The sequence below is a fragment of the Caballeronia jiangsuensis genome (assembly GCF_046030135.1).
Taxonomy (GTDB): Bacteria; Pseudomonadota; Gammaproteobacteria; order Burkholderiales; family Burkholderiaceae; genus Caballeronia; species Caballeronia jiangsuensis.
Genome location: NZ_JAQQDB010000019.1, coordinates 114155 through 132529 on the forward strand (window position 1 = coordinate 114155; position 18375 = coordinate 132529).

Annotated in this window: 20 protein-coding genes and 1 pseudogene; 11 read left to right on the forward strand and 10 right to left on the reverse strand. The window is 61.8% G+C overall.

The annotated features are described in order from the left end of the window. Positions 1-41 precede the first annotated feature (41 nt). Positions 42-830, forward strand: coding sequence for a fumarylacetoacetate hydrolase family protein (locus PQR08_RS21120; RefSeq protein ID WP_250484363.1), 789 nt, complete (start codon positions 42-44; stop codon positions 828-830). 11 nt (positions 831-841) lie between these two features. Continuing rightward, the gene (locus PQR08_RS21125) at positions 842-1549 is read left to right on the forward strand and encodes a hypothetical protein (protein ID WP_408162238.1); all 708 of its coding nucleotides are present in this window, start codon (positions 842-844) and stop codon (positions 1547-1549) included. Between the two features lie 69 nt (positions 1550-1618). Here the strand turns inward: PQR08_RS21125 and PQR08_RS21130 are convergent, their stop codons facing one another. The 3 genes from PQR08_RS21130 to PQR08_RS21140 all read right to left on the reverse strand — a co-directional run bounded on the left by PQR08_RS21130 (position 1619) and on the right by PQR08_RS21140 (position 3824). Continuing rightward, the gene (locus PQR08_RS21130) at positions 1619-1873 is read right to left on the reverse strand and encodes a CsbD family protein (RefSeq protein WP_187605215.1); all 255 of its coding nucleotides are present in this window, start codon (positions 1871-1873) and stop codon (positions 1619-1621) included. An 86-nt stretch (positions 1874-1959) separates the two neighbouring features. Beyond that, the gene (locus tag PQR08_RS21135) at positions 1960-2316 is read right to left on the reverse strand and encodes a response regulator (RefSeq protein ID WP_187605214.1); all 357 of its coding nucleotides are present in this window, start codon (positions 2314-2316) and stop codon (positions 1960-1962) included. Beyond that, positions 2313-3824, reverse strand: a complete 1512-nt coding sequence (locus PQR08_RS21140) for an ATPase domain-containing protein (RefSeq protein ID WP_250484365.1) — start codon at positions 3822-3824, stop codon at positions 2313-2315. The genes PQR08_RS21135 and PQR08_RS21140 overlap by 4 nt, the downstream gene beginning before the upstream one ends. A 387-nt stretch (positions 3825-4211) precedes the next feature. Between PQR08_RS21140 and PQR08_RS21145 the strand changes: the two genes are divergently transcribed. The 3 genes from PQR08_RS21145 (at position 4212) to PQR08_RS21155 (ending at position 6194) form a co-directional block, all read left to right on the forward strand. Continuing rightward, complete coding sequence (locus PQR08_RS21145; RefSeq protein ID WP_250484366.1) at positions 4212-4490, forward strand: hypothetical protein; 279 nt, start codon at positions 4212-4214, stop codon at positions 4488-4490. Positions 4491-4606: 116 nt separating this feature from the next. Then, a complete protein-coding gene (locus tag PQR08_RS21150) occupies positions 4607-5248 on the forward strand; it encodes a DUF2968 domain-containing protein (RefSeq protein WP_250484367.1) in 642 nt (213 codons plus the stop codon). 130 nt (positions 5249-5378) lie between these two features. Further along, entirely contained in the window at positions 5379-6194 is an 816-nt protein-coding gene (locus PQR08_RS21155; protein ID WP_408162241.1) for an OmpA family protein, read from the forward strand. Positions 6195-6280: 86 nt separating this feature from the next. On the opposite strand, the gene PQR08_RS21160 is transcribed toward PQR08_RS21155, so the two are convergent. From PQR08_RS21160 to PQR08_RS21170, 3 genes are read right to left on the reverse strand one after another with little or no spacing between them, the layout of a single operon-like run. Continuing rightward, positions 6281-6796 (reverse strand): methylated-DNA--[protein]-cysteine S-methyltransferase, encoded by a 516-nt coding sequence (locus PQR08_RS21160; RefSeq protein WP_250484369.1) that lies wholly within the window; start codon positions 6794-6796, stop codon positions 6281-6283. Between the two features lie 38 nt (positions 6797-6834). Then, positions 6835-7095 (reverse strand): hypothetical protein, encoded by a 261-nt coding sequence (locus PQR08_RS21165; RefSeq protein ID WP_187605208.1) that lies wholly within the window; start codon positions 7093-7095, stop codon positions 6835-6837. Beyond that, positions 7088-7846: a DNA/RNA non-specific endonuclease gene (locus PQR08_RS21170; RefSeq protein WP_250484370.1), complete on the reverse strand. Its 759-nt coding sequence runs from the start codon at positions 7844-7846 to the stop codon at positions 7088-7090. The genes PQR08_RS21165 and PQR08_RS21170 overlap by 8 nt, the downstream gene beginning before the upstream one ends. 137 nt (positions 7847-7983) lie before the next feature. Between PQR08_RS21170 and PQR08_RS21175 the strand changes: the two genes are divergently transcribed. From PQR08_RS21175 to PQR08_RS21185, 3 genes and pseudogenes are all read left to right on the forward strand, one after another. Further along, positions 7984-9030, forward strand: a complete 1047-nt coding sequence (locus tag PQR08_RS21175) for an alpha/beta fold hydrolase (protein WP_250484371.1) — start codon at positions 7984-7986, stop codon at positions 9028-9030. 377 nt (positions 9031-9407) lie between these two features. Next, positions 9408-11345, forward strand: a complete 1938-nt coding sequence (locus PQR08_RS21180; protein WP_408162243.1) for an AIPR family protein — start codon at positions 9408-9410, stop codon at positions 11343-11345. A gap of 141 nt (positions 11346-11486) precedes the next feature. Next, positions 11487-11739: pseudogene (locus PQR08_RS21185) on the forward strand (alpha/beta fold hydrolase); the annotation flags it as partial. Between the two features lies 1 nt (position 11740). Here PQR08_RS21185 and PQR08_RS21190 read toward each other — a convergent pair. Continuing rightward, complete coding sequence (locus PQR08_RS21190; RefSeq protein WP_250484386.1) at positions 11741-13105, reverse strand: MATE family efflux transporter; 1365 nt, start codon at positions 13103-13105, stop codon at positions 11741-11743. 91 nt (positions 13106-13196) lie between these two features. Here PQR08_RS21190 and PQR08_RS21195 point away from each other — a divergent pair, with 91 nt between their 5' ends. Next, complete coding sequence (locus PQR08_RS21195) at positions 13197-13517, forward strand: YnfA family protein (protein ID WP_238292827.1); 321 nt, start codon at positions 13197-13199, stop codon at positions 13515-13517. A 6-nt stretch (positions 13518-13523) separates the two neighbouring features. Here the strand turns inward: PQR08_RS21195 and PQR08_RS21200 are convergent, their stop codons facing one another. Next, positions 13524-14546, reverse strand: coding sequence for a DUF2891 domain-containing protein (locus PQR08_RS21200; RefSeq protein ID WP_250484374.1), 1023 nt, complete (start codon positions 14544-14546; stop codon positions 13524-13526). A gap of 382 nt (positions 14547-14928) precedes the next feature. Between PQR08_RS21200 and PQR08_RS21205 the strand changes: the two genes are divergently transcribed. Continuing rightward, the gene (locus PQR08_RS21205; RefSeq protein WP_250484375.1) at positions 14929-16224 is read left to right on the forward strand and encodes an MFS family transporter; all 1296 of its coding nucleotides are present in this window, start codon (positions 14929-14931) and stop codon (positions 16222-16224) included. 227 nt (positions 16225-16451) lie between these two features. After that, on the forward strand, positions 16452-17123 hold the full coding sequence (locus tag PQR08_RS21210; protein WP_035502568.1) for a hypothetical protein: 672 nt from the start codon (positions 16452-16454) through the stop codon (positions 17121-17123). Here the strand turns inward: PQR08_RS21210 and PQR08_RS21215 are convergent, their stop codons facing one another. Together PQR08_RS21215 and PQR08_RS21220 are read right to left on the reverse strand one after the other, a co-directional pair. Further along, positions 17124-17285 carry a hypothetical protein gene (locus PQR08_RS21215; protein ID WP_187605201.1) on the reverse strand — a complete coding sequence of 54 codons (162 nt, stop codon included), beginning with the start codon at positions 17283-17285 and terminating at the stop codon, positions 17124-17126. A gap of 63 nt (positions 17286-17348) precedes the next feature. Then, positions 17349-18371, reverse strand: a complete 1023-nt coding sequence (locus PQR08_RS21220) for an AraC family transcriptional regulator (RefSeq protein WP_250484376.1) — start codon at positions 18369-18371, stop codon at positions 17349-17351. Positions 18372-18375: the final 4 nt, after the last annotated feature.

Below are 18375 nucleotides of genomic sequence, written 5' to 3' on the forward strand. Positions count from 1 at the left end.
GGGCCATGTACGCCCGCGCTCCTATTCTCAAGGAGACAGATTTGACACACTGGATTCGTTTTCGCAATGCCGGCGGCAGCATCGGCTTCGGTACGCTCGATCAGCACTCGGGCCGCGTCGTGCAGCACGAAGGCGCGATGTTCGACCGCCCGCGCCCGACCGATATTTCCTTCGCCGCCGACGACCTCACGCTGCTCGCGCCGTGCCAGCCGAGCAAGGTCATCGCGTTGTGGAACAACTACTACGCGCTGTCGCAGAAGCTCGACAAGGCGCCGCCGCAGCATCCGCTCTTTCTGATCAAGCCGCCGATGTCGGTGATCGGGCCGAACGAGTCGATCCGACGGCCGAAGAGTTATCAAGGCAAGATTGCGTACGAGGGCGAACTGGGCATCGTGATCGGCAAGACGGTGAGCGGGGCGTCGGTCGAGGAAGCCGAGGAGGCGATCTTCGGCTATACGTGCGTGAACGATGTCACCGCGATCGAACTGCTGCAGCAAGATCCCAACTTCGCGCAGTGGTGCCGCTCGAAGGGCTTCGACACGTTCACGTGCCTCGGGCCCGCGATCGTCACGCCGGGCAACGGCTTCGACTGGCGCACAGCGAACGTCGTCACGACGCTCGAAGGCGTCGAGCGTCAGAACTATCCGCTCGACGATATGATCTTCTCGCCCGCCGAACAGGTGAGCATGCTATCGCAGGACATGACGCTCGTGCCCGGCGATGTGATCGCGTGCGGCACGTCGATCGGCGTCGGTTCGATCAAGGACGGCGCGCGCGTGGATGTGTCGATCGCGGGCATCGGCACGCTGTCGAACGTGCTGGCCGTCTGAAGGAGCGACGCATGTCCGATGCTCTGGCCGGCGCGCTGTGCGTGCTCGCGGCGTTGTCGGCGGGTTCGTCGATGCGGGCAGGCGCGGCGCGTTCCCATGCGCGTGCGTTGGTGGCAGCCGGCGCGGTGATCGTCGTCGCGGCCTGCGCGAGCGGCGGCCCTGCCGCCGTGGCGACGCTGGCCGCCGCGCTCCTGCTCGCCGGTGTCGCGGGATTCGCCGGATATCGATTCGGCGGGAGCGCTTCGATTGCTTCGGGCGCATCGACGCACGCGTCGCTCACCACGATCGCTTTCGTCGCATGGGTGCTGCCGGGCGCGAATGGCGCGTATGCGGTCTTCGCAGGCGGCGCGATGGCGGCTCTGGCTTGTCTCGTCTGCGCGCGGGCGAATCGCGAAAGCATGTCCTTGCAGCCGCTGCATCTCGTCTGCGCGGGTGCGTGCGCGGCCCTCGCTTATGTGCTCGGCGCGCAACCGGGTGCGCACGCCGTGGTCTTGGTCGTTGCGATGGTCGCGCTGATCGCCGCGCATTTGTCGCTCGCGATGGGCGGTGCTGCGGGCGCGCCGGCCGCGAGCGCCTTGAGCGCGGCAGCGTCGTGCGGGCTTGCCGTTGCGGCGGCGCTCGGCGGCGCGCATGGCGCGCTCCTCGTGGCGGCCGTCGCGATCGCCATTGGTTGCGCGCGGTCCGCGGCGCTCGCCGGCGTCGCGCACGAGGCGAAATAAACGACGAGGCCGGCGTGGTTGCCCACGCCGGCCTCGTTTCCATGCGTCATGCGCTCTGCCAGTCGCGCATCAACGATCGCGGTTCCACAACGCGCCGAGCACGAAGCCGACCGCCGCGGCGATCAGCACGCCCTGAAGCGGCTGATTCGCGACCGCCAGGCGCACGTTGTCGACGGTCTGCCCGTAGCTCTGCTGCAAGTTGCCATAGGCCTGCCGCACTTTGCCCTCGGCTTGCGTCGCTTCATCCCCGGTCAATGCGCCGACCGCGTCCTGTACCTTGCCGACGACTTTTTGTGCCGCGCCTTCCACTTGATCCTGCACCATGGTGCCTCCTTTCGGGTTGAGCGGTTTCTCGTAACTCCGGAATCGCCGGAACGCACCTCTACAGCACGCCGCGTGCCTAAGTCCGCTTAGGCCGGACCGATAAGGCTTTTGACGCTGTCGACCAGATCATCGATGGAAAGCGGCTTGCGGCGAAACTGCGCGTGCGGATGTTCGAGCGCCGGCGCATTGGCCGCCGCGCTCATGAGAATCACCGGCACGCCTGCGAGCCCGTCGCTCGCGGCCAGTTGCCGGATCAGCTCGACGCCGTCCATGTGCGGCATCATCCAGTCGGTAATGACGAGCGCGGGCGGATTCGCGCGCGCCGCGTCGAGCGCGGTGCGTCCGTTGGAGGCCGTGGAAACCTCGTAGCCCTCCATTTCGAGCACGAGCCGCCACGTTGTCAGAATGTCGAATTCATCGTCGACGACGAGGATTTTTTTCATGCGCGCGCGCCGGGATCCGACACAGAGAGCGCGGGCGCGAGCGACGGGTGTCCGGACAGCATGCCCGTCGGGCCGATGAAGCCTTCGCTGATATGCAGGCCGCGCGAGTCGATCGTGAGACGGCGAATCGCCGAATCGTGCGGGCCTTCGCGCTGCTTGACGATCGACACCATGCGATACAGCGCGGAATTCGCCTCCACGTACCGCATGAGCACGATGTTCTCCGTCATCGCGGACGCGCGCAGCGTCGTGGGCAGACCCGCATCGCCGTAGAGCGGCAGCTCCTCGGTAAGGATGGTGGTCACGCCCGCATCGCGCAGGCGGTGCGTGAGCGCGTTGAGAAAGAGCCCGAAGCGCTCGGTGCGGTTCGCGGATTGAAAGAATCCGTCGATACCGTCGACCACGAGCCGCGACGCGTTCGCGTTCCTCACCGCGTTCATCAGTTCGACGGCGAGCTCATCGATCGCCAGTTCGACGGCAGGATGCCAGTGAATCGCGAGGCGGCCGTCCTGCGCGGCCGGCACGAGATCGATACCGACCGACTGCGCTTTCGCCAGCAGCCGCTCGGGCGACTCGTACAGGCCGAAATAGACGCAGCGCTCGCCGCGCTCCACGCCCGCCTGCAGGAACTTGAGCGACATGAGCGTCTTGCCGACGCCCGACGGCCCGACGAGCGTGGTCGTCGAGCCGCGCACGACGCCGCCGCCGAGCATCTGGTCGAAATCTGGAAATGCGAAGCCGAGCTTGCTCGTGAAGTCCGGCGTCCCGAGATCGTTGGCGGGCGACGCCTCGATGCGCGGAAAGGTCACGAGGCCGTTTTCGGTGATCTTGAAGAAGTGCTTGCCGAGCAGATGATCGCGGGCACGCAGCTTGTGAACTTCGATCTCGCGGGCGCGACGCATGCCGGTGTTGTAGCGGTTCAGTTCGATGAGCCCATCGACGAGCGTGTGCTCCGGGTGCGGCTCGTTGCCGGAAAGCGGCGCGAGGATCAGCGTCGTGCAGCGCGCGGCGCTCACGAACGCCGACAGCTCGTGGATGAACTGCGAGAGTTCGAGCTCCGTCGAGCTGAATTCGCGCGCGCTGCGAAAACCGTCGATGACCATGAAGCGCGGGCGGCTCGTCTTGATCGTCGCGGCGATCAGCGCAAGAAAACCGGACAGGCCGTCGCGCATCAACTCGTGATAGCCGGAGACGAAGAGCATCCGGTCGGAGATGGCGTCGGCGTTGTAGAACGAGAGCGCCCGCAGGTGGGACAGCAGCTTGGTATGCGATTCGGCGATCAGCGTGATGTACAGCACCATGTCGCCCTGCGCGACGCGGTGAAAGCCGATCTGCGACGAGAGAATCGTCTTGCCCGCGCCCGCCATCCCTTCGATCAGATACAGGCCGCCTTCGACGAGACCGCCGCCCAGGATTTCGTCCAGGCCCGCGACGCCGGTCGTCACGTTGCCGTCGTTGGCGGCGGACTGCCTGGGTTGATCGGTCGAGTGCTTGTCGTCTTGAGTCATGGCATTTTCGTTTTTACTTGGCGATTCAGCATTTTTGCGAAGGCGCATTATGGCGGACTCTTGGCAAGCTGTGGCTGCTTGCCGCACCAATGAGTCCCGCGGCCGTGCCGTTTGCGGGCCGTTCTCTGCTTCGTCGCTGCGCTCCACGAGGCGTGCGCTGGCCATGCTTGCTCTGGCAAGCGAACGCCTACGGCACGCATTTTTCACGCCTGATCGCTATGTCGGATGGGATAGGCGGCCCGCGGGCAAGAATTGTTTGAGAACTCTCTCATGGGCAGGGGGCGCGACAGCTGTTGAAATGGCGAACGATTCAGTACACGAACGCCGTGTGTTTCTCGCGGCGGCTCCATTCCGGCGCTCGTGCGCCCTCATTGCCTTCTCCTTGCCATGCACCGTTCGCACTCGATCCCGGGCGCTTTTGCGCTCATTGCCAGCGTTTTCGCGTTTTTCGCCATGTCCGCCGCGCCGGTTCACGCCGTAGAGCCCTTGCCCGACGCGCGCATTTTGTCGGACACGCCGTTCGACTTTCGGGCAGACCGAGACATTTTCTCGCGCATGCCCGCAGAACACGGGGATTCGCGCATTTTCAAGCCGAGCGAAATCGTGCGCCGTGCAACTGAAGCGCGATTGATGAATGAACGCTCCGGACAACAGCCCACGATTTGAGTTGACGTGCTTTAATCGCGATCGGATATAAGCCATTTGGATCGTCTGGAATTAATGGCATTACAGCGCCATAATCCATTACGGACGATCTGCTTTGCCTTTATGGAAGAATCGCAATGAAGCGTTTGGTGATTGCGGAAATCGCGCTAATCGCGGCGAGTTTTCTCATGCCGCTCCCGTGGGCTTGCGCCGCCGGCGATATGCGCGCTGGTCCAACGCCGAACAGTCCGGAAAAGGCCGTTACGACAAATGGCGATGTCGCGGAACGCGAAACGCTCATTACGACCGGCAAAATAATAGAGTTGCGCAGGACTTACAATGGCAGTTATGGCGCAAGTCTTTCGTATTATGCCGAGCAGATGACTTATTACGTTGCACTGTTTCAACAAAGCAATATCTGGCGCGTCTTTAAAACGCAAAACGAGGCGCGTGCCGAAGCCGTCTATTCCGATTTCGCGAAAACATCCACTTCGCTCGCCGATGCCGAAATCAAGCGCATCAAGCTCGAAGCGGAAAAGGCGTATGCCGACCGGCAAATTTCCGTCCAGCAGGAACGGGCCAATCGGCTGCAGGCGGATCTCGATATTGCTCGCGCGCAGAAAAGCCAGGTGACGACCCATCAGCTGGAGCAGCAGAACGCGATCCGCGAATTGCGTACCGAGCAGGCGGCCGCGCAGGCGCAGCTTCGCGCGCTGCAGACGCGTGTGCAGGAACTGCAAAAGCAGTCGGACGGCGATCTCCCCACGTCGGTCAAATAGGCATTTTGCAGTACGTGTGTCAGAGCTCTGCAATTTGGGAGTTGTCCGCTTAAAGCGCACGAAACACCGGGCTACAATCCCGCAGCTTTTGGATTGCTCATCGATAGTTGAACGCATCCGAAATCGAATCATGAATCTGCCTGCCGCCTTTGGGAATGCCCCAAGGCCCGGAAATGAGGCGCGCTTTCAGCGGCTTCGCGCTTTCAAATTGACTCGCATGTACACCAAATTGCTCACGAAAACCCTTGCCGTTAGTCTTATCGCCGCTGCTGCACTCGCGGGCTGCTCGTCCACCTCGGGACCGGCGTTCAATATCAGCCAAATTCAGACGTCGGATGGCCAAAAGGCTTACCGCGCCGAATGCTACGGCGTTTTTGAGAAGGGCAGCGCCTGTATGACTGCTGCTCAGAAGATGTGCGGCAATCAGCCGGTCAATGTGCTCCAGACGCTCGTCGGCACGCAAGTGCCCAACGATCCCCGCAGCGTGATCTTCAACTGCGCGACGCCGGTACAGCAGGCTCAGCCGGCTCCCGTTACACCGGCTCCCGCCGCGCCCGCAAACGAGCCACAGCCGGCTCCCGCCAAGGCAATGGCCCCCGCGCCGCGCAAGGTCTTGCTGGACGAGAAAACGAACTTCGCGTTCGATAGCGCTGTGTTGACGCCTAAGGCCAAGGGCATTTTGAATCAGCTCGTCGCCGAATCGCAGGGTGCGAACTTCGCGTCCGTGACCGTCGAGGGTTATACGGATTCGACGGGCCCCGATGCCTACAACGTCGGTTTGTCGAAGCGTCGCGCTCAAGCTGTGCTCACGTATCTAAAGGAGCGCGGCCTGCATGCCGACAAATACTCGCTGAAGGGATTTGGCAAGACGAACCCGATCGCGTCTAACGCAACGGACGTTGGTCGTGCGGAGAATCGCCGCGTGGAAGTCACGCTCATGCCGTAATTTCACGAAGGACAGCGCCCCACGAAAAAAAGCCCGCGAACCGGAAGGTTCGCGGGCTTTTTCGTTCACGCGTCGAAGACGTCGGTTCAGAAAAGCGTGAGTTGCTCGCGCCCCGGCCCGCCTTCCAGCGTGAGCAAATGACGCTTGCGCTCCACGCCGCCTGCGTAGCCGGTCAATTCCCCGTCGCCGCCGATCACGCGATGACACGGCACGATGATCGCAACCGGATTGCGGCCGTTGGCGCCGCCCACGGCCCGCGACGCGCCCATAGGCAAGCCGAGCCGGCGCGCGAGATCGCCGTAGGTCCATGCTTCGCCGAAGGGAATCTGCCGCAGTGCATCCCAGACTTGCCGCTGAAACGCCGTCCCGTCGAGGTTCAGCGCGATCGAAAATTCCTTGCGCACGCCGCAGAAGTACTCGCCGATCTGCTCGCGCGCCTCAATAATCACGCGCGATCTGGGCAGCGCGTCGGACAGCGTCGGCTGCGGCAGGCCGTCGGGAAAATGCTTCTGTCCGACGAAGAAGAGCCCCGTCAGGCAGTCGTTTTCGGCGCGATACAGGATGTGCCCGAGCGGGCTCGGGCCGACATGGCATTCGATCACTTCGATTCTCCGCGCGGCTGTTTCCGACGATCGCCGCTTCAGATGAACGGATTGTCGGCGGTGCCCGACGGCGCGCCCGGTTCGTCGGGCAGCTTCGCGGGCAGCGACGCATCGCTCTGCAAGACTTCGATGATCGCACCGATCGCCTTCTGAAGCGCGAGCGCGTTTGCGAGTCCCGCCTTGTCGCGCGCGATCGTCAGATCGACGCTGATCGTCAGGCGCTTCACACCGTTTTCGATGTTGACCGCGTCGCCCGCGATGTTCAACACGTCCGTATCGTTCGCAAATGGCTTAAACACCTTGCAACCCTCCAATTCGTTTGTCCTTCAGTCCGTCCGGTATGCCGGGAAATGCGAGGCCGCTCATCGCTTCCAGCTCGCGCACGGTTTTCATCGTGTAGGTGTTGGTCGGCGTGTTCTCGACCACCACCGCGAACGCGATCTGACGCTGCGGCAGATAAACCACCTTATACAGTTGCGTCGGCACGAACACGCGCGATTCGCCGATCGTCTGCAACTGACGGCCCGAAAAGAGCGGCCCCGTGACGACGAACGCCTCGCCCGATTCCTCAGTCAGCCTGCGCACCGCTTGCTCGATGCGCGACCAGATGCGCCGATTGTTCGATGGATCCTGCGGCACGATGTTCGCGAGCGAGAACGATTCGGCCATGCCTTTCTTGCTCGCGCGATCGCCCGCGGGGCTCATGTGGCCGCGGTCGTAGCCGCTCTTCTTGTAATCGGAAAGCTGCGCGCTATCACCGGGCGGCAGGCGCTTGTCGACGAAAAAGCGATTGGTGCGCGTGTTGTTCTTCGCTTCATCGACACTGTTCGCGGTCAGATGCTCCGCCGACCAGAGCGGGCCTTTCGTGATGCCGGAATGAAGCAGCGCGAAGTCGGTGTAACAGACTTCCTGCGTCGCCGCGCGCATCTTCGAGTTGACGACGACGGGCGCGCGACCGTTCGGACTGAACTGCGGGCAGTCGTTCGCGGATGCGCTGGCACAGACGAATGCGAGGAGCGCGGCGGCGAATGCCTTGATGCGGAATGGCATGCTTGAGAAGGTCCAGTCGACGTTCGGGGCCGCAAGTATAAGCGCTCGAGACAGCGCGCGGGGCGGGCGAACGCGCGGGCGCGTGTGAAATTCAGGCGCGCTAGAATGCGTCGGCCGACGTCATCCCGAAACCAAAAATGAATTCGTCCGTTCTTCGTTCTCTGGTGTTGTCTCTCGCGCTGTCCTGCGCTTTTCACGCGCATGCCGAGGACGCCGCGCAATCGACCAGCAATGACGGTCCCGCTTACGGTCCCGAGTTGCAAGGCTTCGACTATCCGTATCCGGTTGCGCAGTTTGCGCTCACGTCGCAGCGCCAGGTCGTGCGCATGGCCTATATGGACGTGCATCCGCTGCATCCGAACGGCCGTACCGCGGTGCTTCTGCACGGCAAGAACTTCTGTTCGGCGACCTGGAAGCAGACCATCGAAAGCTTGACCGATGCGGGCTATCGCGTGATCGCACCGGATCAGATCGGCTTTTGCAAGTCGACCAAGCCCGCGCGCTATCAATACAGCTTCCAGCAGCTCGCGCGCAACACGCATGCGCTGCTCGGGGCGTTGGGCGTATCGAAGGCGACGCTCATCGCGCATTCGACGGGCGGCATGCTCGCGGTTCGCTATGCACTGATGTATCCGCGTGAGACGGAGCAGCTCGTGCTCGTCAATCCGATCGGGCTCGAAGACTGGAAGGCGAAAGGCGTGCCGTCGATATCGGTCGACGACTGGTATGCGCGCGAGCTGAAAACGAGCGCCGATGGCATCCGCCGTTACGAAGCGAGCACGTACTACTCCGGTCAATGGCGCGCCCATTACGAGCCGTGGGTGCAGATGCTCGCGGGCATGTATCGCGGGCCGGGCAAGGACGTCGTCGCGTGGAACTCGGCGCTGATTTACGACATGATTTACACGCAGCCGGTCGTCTACGAATTCGATCAGTTGAAAACGCCGACGCTGCTGCTGATCGGCGACAAGGACACGACCGCCATCGGCAAGGATTTCGCCCCGCCCGAGATTCGTCCGACGCTCGGGCGTTATCCGGATCTCGCGAAGCTGGCGAAGGAGCGCATCGAGGGCGCGAGGCTGGTCGAGTTTCCCGAACTGGGCCACGCGCCGCAGATGCAGGACCCAGCGGCGTTTCACAAGGCGCTGCTCGATGGGCTGGCGGCGACGTCGGAAGGTCGCTGAGTTTTCAAACGACTTGTGACCCGTGATCGTACTCTCCAAAACATCGTTAGCGGGCAACTCGGGCGGCTAAGGGTGGTTAATCACGCCGTTGCCTGCCCTGCCCAAAGGCAATCACTCAGTTGGCACGGACGGTTATTCGACAGTGCCGTATGCGGACGAGGGCGCCCGACAAACGTGCAAGACCGTACCCATTGAACCATATCCTCAAACGGTTGCAGCGCGAGAAAGACCTCGCGCTGCAACCGTTTGAATCAAGCCATTACCGACCGGCTTGGCTACTTTGTAGCGAGCTGCCCACGAAGTGCTTCATTCCGTGGATGTTCCAGCGTAAGATCTCGCAGCGAGCAAACCTAAAACAATCATCCGATACAGGGACTATGGACAACATCATCTTAGGCGGCATGCTGAAAGAATTTGTTATTCGACATGACCTTCAACAAGATGCGCCGGACAAGCAGTTCGAGAAATTCACAAACTATTGCTTGCTGAAGGCCGACCACTACGATTCATTCGACTTTGATTTGATTGGCACCGGCGAGTGCATGGGGGTCGATGGTGTCGGGATCGCGATCGGGGGAGTCTTGGTAGGCGAAGTTGCGGACGTCGAGCAGTTCACCAAAAGTCAGTTTTCAGCAAAGTTTTATTTTACACAAGCTAAGACCTCGTCGAGTTTTGATTTGGGGGACTTTCTTAAATTTAGCGGTACGGTAAAGCTTTTTTTTGGTCAAGACGAGACGGTGATTCCGTCAGAATTAAAAAGGGCCTTTGCTATCAAAAAGGTCATTTATGAGCGTGCCGCGAAAATGGCGCAACTGCCAGCGATTAGTTTGTCCTACGCATTCACCGGTTCGTTTGACAAGGCGACGAGTCAGGCCACTCCGATAATTGAGAGTGAAATTAATAGCCTTCGCAGTATCCGTTATCTTTCCTCGGAGGTCGATTGGCGCGTCCGCGATGGGGACGAACTCGCAAGACTGTACCGTGAAACACAAAACGATATCCAAAAACAAATATCTTTCCAGAGACATGTGGCGTTGCCTGGAATTAACGGCGCTAGTGCGGCATACATTGGAGTTGTAAACTGCAGTGACTATGTTGGCTTGATAGAAAAAGAGAGCGGTGAACTCAATAAGGGCTTGTTCTTCGAAAATGTTCGTGATTTTCTCGGCGTTAATAATCCGGTTAATGAAGACATCGCTGCTACCATCAATTCCGTCGGTGAACGAGATCGATTTGCGATTTTGAATAATGGCGTGACCATCGTTGCGAAAAAGGTTATTCCTTCAGGCGATTACTTCAAGATTTCGCAATTTCAAGTGGTAAATGGATGTCAGACTAGTCATGTCTTGTACAAAAATCGAAGCGTTTTGAGTCCCGATATGTACTTGACAGTGAAGATAATCGAGACGTCAGACGTAGATCTGAGCGGTCAAATAATATCCACTACGAACAGCCAGTCCCTAGTAGTTAAAGAGGCGTTCGCGACAATCAAACCATATCATCGTCGTTTAGAAGATTTCTTCAGTGCGATGAGAAATTCAAATTTCGAATATTATTACGAGCGTCGGCCTCATCAGTTCGATGATCAAGACATTCGTCACTATCTGGTTGTCACGGCTCCTGCCCTGATAAAATCATTTGTTTCGGTGGTATTGGAAGAGCCGCATAAAATTCACTATTACTACGGAACTTTGCTGGAAGAGTATAATCGCGATAAGTCTGGTGAACTGTTTTCCGACACAGATTACCCTGGACTTTATTTCGCGGCTCATCATATTGTATCGAAAGTTAAATCAGCAATCGTGCACAGGCCGAGCATGAAAGAGTGGGTATTTCACATAGCACTTTTAGTGAAGCGTATTATAGCTACAGCTTTGTCAAAACACTCTGGTCTAAATGACAGGAAATTTCTTGAAACGCTCACTAGGATTGATTGTGAGTTTAAATCTGCGTTTGAGCTGGCAGTGAAGATCCTGTTTGATCAAAAATTGCCAAATAATAGTAATAGAGCTCCTGAGGTAACGGGGCTTATTCTAAAGAAACTTTCAGAGCATCAATTTCAGCGCCTCGATAATGCAAGAAAAGGAGAAAGAAATAGAAGCAAAATCGGGGTGGCGGCGACCGAGCTACGACTTGCGGACGGAATTTATCTCGGATCTGTTGTTCGAAATGATCGCAAAGGTGAATTAATTGAGGTTAGTTACGGCCCATATAAAGTCGCTATACACAAGAGTTCGTCGGACGCTGTCCGTCCAAAGATTGGTGAACGGGTACGGTTTGTGGTGCGTTCCGGAAAGGCGACTCAGGCGGCCTAAGTATGACTTAGACACCGGTCTGTCTGGCGATGCAATGCAAGGAGTCGCTACACGTACCGCCTCCGGCACACACTTGATTTCAAGCTTGATGGAATGAACATTCGAGCGGCATCGAAAAACGTGTACACCGCACGTTTCTACACGCAGCCGGTCGTCTACGAATTCGATCAGTTGAAAACGCCGACGCTGCTGCGGCAAGGATTTCGCGCCGCCGGAAATTCGTCCGACGCTCGGCCACTATCCGGATCTCGCGAAGCTGGCGAAGGAGCGCATCGAGGGCGCGAGGCTCGTCGAGTTTCCCGAACTGGGCCACGCGCCGCAGATGCAGGACCCGGCGGCGTTCCACAAGGCGCTGCTCGATGGCCTCGCCGCCGTGAAGCCGCTTCCTCAGTGACTCAGCGCCGATCGGGCGCGCACGCCGCGCGCTCGATCGCGGGCACCTGAACCGCGAGCGTGATGCCGCGCGCCACCATGAAAAGCGTGAGCGCGAGCCACAGTCCGTGATTGCCGAGCGATCCCGCGAGCGCCCAGGCGGCGAGCAGGAACACCGCGAGCGAGACGGCCATCGCTTTCATGAGTTCGTGCGTGCGGGTCGCGCCGATGAACACGCCGTCGAGCTGAAAGCCCGCCACCGATGCGAGCGGCAGAATCGACGCCCACGGCAGATAGCGCACCGCCGCCGCGTGCACGATGGCCTGATCGGTCAGCTTGCCGATGATCCATTCGCCGCTCATCCAGTAGACGACCGAAAAGCCCGCCGCGCCGATCGCCGACCAGAACATTGTGATCTTCACGGCCTGCCGGAACGCGTGACGGTCGCGCGCGCCGGCCGCCGCGCCGACGAGCGCTTCGGCCGCGTGCGCGAAGCCGTCGAGTCCGAAAGACATGAATGTCTGAAAATTGAGCAGGACGGCGTTGGCGGCGAGGATCGCGTCGCCCTCCCGCGCGCCGAGATGCGCGAACCAGCCATACGAGCCGAGCAGACAGATCGTGCGGATGAAGATGTCGCGGTTGATCGCGACGAGCCGCCTGAGCGCGTGCGCATCGAAGATCGAACCCAGCGCGAGCGGTGCGAGGCCGCGCGGACGCGAATGCCACAGGATCGCGACGCCGAGCGCGAAGCCGCAAAAATCCGCGAAGGCAGTCGCCGCGCCGATGCCCGCGATGCCCCAGTCGAAGCGATACACGAACAGCAACACCGCGACGATATTCACGAGATTGATGAAGATCTGCGTGACGAGCGCGAGCCGCACGCGCTGGCAGCCGAGCAAATACCCGAGCACGACGTAATTGCCGAGCGCGAACGGCGCGGCCCAGATGCGCGCATGACAATACGCGCTCGCCGTGTCCTGCACGGCGGCGCTGCCGCCCAGCGCGACGAGCCCATAACGGATGATCGGCACCTGCAGCGCCAGCACCGCCGCGCCGATCACGAGCGCGAGCAGCAGGGCGCGCAGCACGCTCGCGCGCAAAGCCTCGTCGTCATGCGCGCCGAACGCCTGCGCGACGAGTCCCGTCGTGCCCATGCGCAGAAAGCCGAAACCCCAGAACACGAAGCTGAACACGAGTCCGCCGAGCGCGACGCCGCCGAGATACTGCGGCCCGTCGAGATGCCCGGCGACGGCCGTATCGACCGCGCCGAGAATCGGCTGCGTGAGGTTGGCGAGGACGATCGGAAACGCGAGCGTCAACACGCGCTTGTGCCAGTGCACGGGCAGCGCGGCGGTTTCGGTCGAATCGTTTTGTGGGGGCGTCTGCAAGGTGTTCGGGCCGGCGGTTCGTGACAAGCGCGTCATTGTCCGGGCGCGGCGATGGCGGCGCAACTTCGGGCGGGCGTCGATAATGCGCGTCATGAAAACATTCGCGCTCTATGTCGTCACGGCCATCGCCGAGATCGCCGGCTGCTATTTCCCGTATCGATGGCTCAGGGAGGGCGGCTCGCCGTGGCTCGTCGTGCCCGGCGCGCTGTCGCTCGCGCTGTTCGCTTGGCTGCTCACGCTGCACGACGCCGCCGCCGGGCGCATCTATGCGGCGTACGGCGGCGTGTATATCGGCGTGGCGATCGCGTGGCTATGGGCCGTCGATCGCATCCGGCCGACGGCGTGGGACATCGCGGGCGCGGCGATCGCGCTCATCGGCATGGGCGTGATCGCGTTTCAGCCGCGCGTCTGAGGCGGATCAGGCTTCGAGCGCCAGCAGCGCGAATGTCGCGAGCCAGTGCTCGCCCATGTAATCGCCCGCAACATGCGCGATGCCCGACGCCAGATGTTCGTTCGCGGCCGTTTCGAGCACCGCGATGCGCGCGTCGCCAGCAGGCAATGCCCGCGCGATCGTGCGCTGGCACCACGCGCGGGAGAGGTTCAGGCCGTCGAGGTGCGCGAGCTTGCCGTCGCTGCGATCCGTGACCGTGGCGGGCGTGAAGAGCGTCGCCGGCTCGCGCGCGGCAATGCGCGGCAGAAACCGGTCGAACCAGCCGACGAACTGATCGCCCGGCAGCACATGGCGCATCAACACGGCTTCCATCAGCGACGGCGACAGGAACTCGTCGCCCGCCGGCTCCCACGCCTGACAGCCTTCGTCCTTCTCGAACCAGCGCAAGGCCGTATCGCTCAGCAGGCGTTCGAAGCCCGCGTTCTCTGTGGCGCGCGCGTAGCCGATCGCGAGCGTCAGTGCGAATGCCATGTTGAAGTGCGTGCCCACCCGAAGCGGATACGTCGATTTCGGCAGAAACTCCTCGAAGCGCGCGACGAACGCATCGGCGAGCGGGGCAAGCGCACGGGCCCAGCGCTTGCCGTCGTCGGAAGGCATCGAGTGGAGTTGTCCGGCGAGCGCGAGCAGCCACGCCCAGCCGTAGGGACGCTCGAAGCCGTGCGCAGCCGTGCGTTGCAGATACGCGACTTCGGCCGCGACGTTGGCATCGGTGAAATGTTCGTCGATCCCTGCACGGATGCGCGGCGCCTCCGGCAATCCGGGAAAGCGGTCGTAGAGCCGCGCGATCAGCCAGTAGCCGTGCACGCACGAATGCCAGTCGAAGCTGCCGTAGAAGATCGGATGGAGCGCGCGCGGGCTCTGGACATCGGACTCGCTCGCCATCACGTGATCGAGCTTGTTCGGATATTCGCGCGTCAGATGGCCGAGCGCGACCTGAGCGAACTTCGACGCCAGCGCGGCGTCGAGGGTGATCGGTTGATGCGGATTCATGCGGTCCTCGTCGATGCGAATCGTGATTCCGAGACTTTATCGATAAATAGTCAGCAAAATCTTTGATCAGGGTAATTACCTAACGTGAACGACCGAGGCATCGGCGGAACGCGTCGAAAGCGTCGCATAAAGCGGTCGCAAGGGCGGCGAATGCTTTTGCGGCAAGCCTCGGCGGACACCTGACGTCATCGTCGGAGACGGCGCAACCGCGCGGCTGCGCGAATTCGCTTATGACTTTCGGCCGTGTTCGGCGCGCCACGTGAGCGCGCTTTCGCCCGAACCGTCGTATAAACTTGCGCCCGAACGCCGCAAGAGCGCCCGGACCGGGGTCACGAGCCCCGGCAAACGCCATCCAGACAGTGACCAAGAGATCAGAAACAACATGACCGACCTTCCCGCTTATACCGCAGAGGACACCCGGCGCCGCGTTTTCGCAATCGTCGGGGCTTCGTCGGGCAACCTCGTCGAGTGGTTCGATTTTTATATCTACTCGTTCCTCGCGCTGTATTTTTCGTCGGCGTTCTTTCCGGGCGGCAATCCGACGGTCCAGTTGTTGAACACCGCGGGCGTGTTCGCGGCGGGGTTCCTGATGCGCCCGATCGGCGGCTGGCTCTTCGGCCGTATCGCCGACAAGCACGGCCGCCGCAACGCGATGATGATCTCCGTGCTCATGATGTGCGGCGGCTCGCTCGTCATCACCTTTCTGCCGACCTACGCATCCATCGGCGCGTGGGCGCCGTTTCTGCTTCTGATCGCGCGCCTGTTCCAGGGTTTGTCCGTGGGCGGCGAGTACGGCACGAGCGCGACCTACATGAGTGAAGTGGCGCTGCGCGGCCGGCGCGGGTTCTTCGCGTCGTTCCAGTACGTGACGCTGATCGGCGGCCAGCTTGCCGCGCTGCTCGTGCTGGTGGTTCTGCAACAGTTTCTGTCGACGGAAGAGCTGAAGGCGTGGGGCTGGCGCGTGCCGTTCTTCATCGGCGCATGCGCGGCGCTGGTTTCGCTCTACCTGCGACGCTCGCTCGATGAAACCTCGACCGCCGAAACGCGCGATCGCAAGGAAGCGGGCACGCTCGCCGGGCTGATGAAGCACAAGGCCGCGTTCATGACCGTCGTGGGCTTCACGGCGGGCGGCTCGCTGATTTTCTACACGTTCACGACCTACATGCAGAAGTATCTGGTCAACACGGCGGGCATGCATGCCAAAACCGCCAGCAACGTGATGACCGCGGCGCTCTTCGTCTACATGCTGCTGCAGCCGCTGTTCGGCGCGCTGTCGGATCGTATCGGCCGCCGCGCGTCGATGCTGTGGTTCGGCGGGCTCGCGACCATCGGCACGGTGCCGCTGCTGCACGCGCTGTCCACGGTGGCGAGCCCGGTCATGGCATTCGTGCTGGTCGTGATCGCGCTCGCGATCGTGAGCTTCTATACGTCGATCAGCGGTCTCATCAAGGCGGAAATGTTCCCGCCGGAAGTGCGCGCGCTGGGCGTCGGCCTGTCGTATGCGGTCGCCAACGCGGTGTTCGGCGGCTCGGCGGAATACGTCGCGCTGTGGCTCAAATCGGTGGGCAGCGAATCGACCTTCTTCTGGTATGTCACCGTGATGTGCGCGATTTCGCTCATCGTTTCCTGGCGCATGCTCGATCCGAGCAAGGAAGGTTATCTGCGCAACGAGCCGTAAGCGGGCCGGCGGAATGCGTGTGGCGGCGATGCAACTGTCGCGTCGCGCGCGTGCCATGTCCGCCACGCTTGCCGATGACGTTAGTATGGTGTTTTATGCGGTATGTGGACGGCGCACCGGTCGAGGTGCGCAGCGATATTCGGGAACCGGATATGCATGCGCGCGGATCTCGCGCGCGCAACGCTGATGCGCACAATCGGGCGCGTCGGTCTGCCTGGAGCCTGTTCATGGAAGATTTCGACGAAACGCTGTTCCTTGTCTGGCGGTCCAATCTGAACGTGCTGGTCGGGACGCCGGGCGGCGCTGCGCGTCTCGCGCGCATGATGAGCTTCTCGCCGACGTTCATGAAGCTGATCGTCGCCGGTCAGCGCGATTTCAACGAGGAATTCGTGCGCGGCATCGAGCTCGTGACCGGCCTGCCGCCGCACTGGATGGACGAGCGCCGCACGCTGGAGGAGGTCCCGGCCGACGTCCTGCGCGCGATCGACGAGGAAACGCCGATGGCCGTGTTTCGCGGCACGGCTCATCCCGCGCCGAAGCGCTCCGTGCTGCGCGGCCCCGAACCACTGCTTTCCCAGACCGAGGCGACGCGCCGCGTCGCCGATCTCGCCCAGCAACAGGCTGAAACGAACCGCCGCGATCTGCTCTTTCGCAAGAATCGCGAACTGCTGTCACAGGATTTGCGCCGCCTGGAGCGGCAGCTCGGGCTGCTTCAGGTGGAAGGCATGCAGCCGAAGGTCGACGAACTCATCGCGTCGGATCGCATGAGCGAGTCCGCGAAGGCCGACCTGACCGGGCGTCTCGAACAGATCGACAAGCACGTGAAGCTCCTGCACCAGCATGTGGAAAAGCTCGTGGTGCTGCTGTCGAGCCCGGATGAGCCCGAAGCGGGCGAATAACTATTTCTTTTTGCCGTCCTTCGGGGTGTCCGGCTCGGGGTGCACGGCGATCGGGTCGCTGGCGGGGAAGGTTTCCTCCAGCGCTTCGTCGAGCAAGTCCTCTTCGTTGGCCGGGTCCGGCCGATCCTGCTTCGAACGTTCATCTCGGCTGGCTTTCTTCATGGCGCGCTCCGTGATGCGAGGTCATCGTCGATTCAATATAGCAGCCCCGAAGCGCGCCCGCAGTCAGCCCTCCCGGCGATAATCCGCGGGGCGCACGCCCGTCCACTTCCTGAACGCGCGGCGAAAGGCGCTCGGTTCCGCGAAGCCGAGCGCGTCGGAGATCTGCGGGATCGTCTGCTGCGTATGTGCGAGGCGCGCGATCGCGAGATCGCGTCTCAACGCGTCCTTGATCGTCTGATAGGTGAGCCCTTCCTGTTTCAGGCGGCGTCGCAACGTCGCTTCGGCCATGTGGAGCGCCGCCGCGATGCTCTCGGCTTCGGGCCAGTCCGTCGGCGCGGTTTGCCTGAGGCGCGTTCTGATGCGCGCCGCGAGCGAATCCGGATTGCGATATTTCACGATGAAATTCGCCGGCGCGTCGCGCAGGAAGCGCTTGAGCGTCGCGGGCGTCTGCACGACCGGCAGCGCCGCGCATTCCGCCGACAGGTCGACGAACGAGCGCGTCTCGTCGAATCGAAGATCGTTGCAGAACATCAGCCGGTATTCGTCGCTGTCGGCGGGCTCGGGACAGCGCATATGCGCCGCCAGCAACGGAATGCGCCGCCCGACCAGCCAGCACAGCAGCCCGTACACGAGGATGAACCCCGTCGCGTAGGCGAACATCGTCTTGGGCGGGCCTTTGTCATCGAGCCAGATGCGCACGCGCGTCTTGTCGATATCGAGCTCGAAAGTCAGCTCGTCGAGCACGAGGCGCATGAAGTTCGCGATGCGCGCGAGCGCCTGCGCGCCGTCGCGCGACGATAACGCGGCGTGACACAGGAGCACGAAGCTGCCGCGCCGCATCGGATGCGCGTCCTGGCCGAAGAACTCGTCGTCGAGCGCGTCGGCGGTGGCGTTCCACAGCTTGCCGTACTGCACCGGCGACACGCGCGCGCGCGGCGAATCGAGCGTCGCCGGCGCAATGCCCGCGGCGGCCAGCAAATGCTCGCGCGTGACGCCACGCGCCTCGGCGCATCGCAATGCCGCCTCGACGAGACTCACGGAAATCGAATCGCGTTCGATCTTCTTTTTGGGACTTGGGGTTGTCACTAGG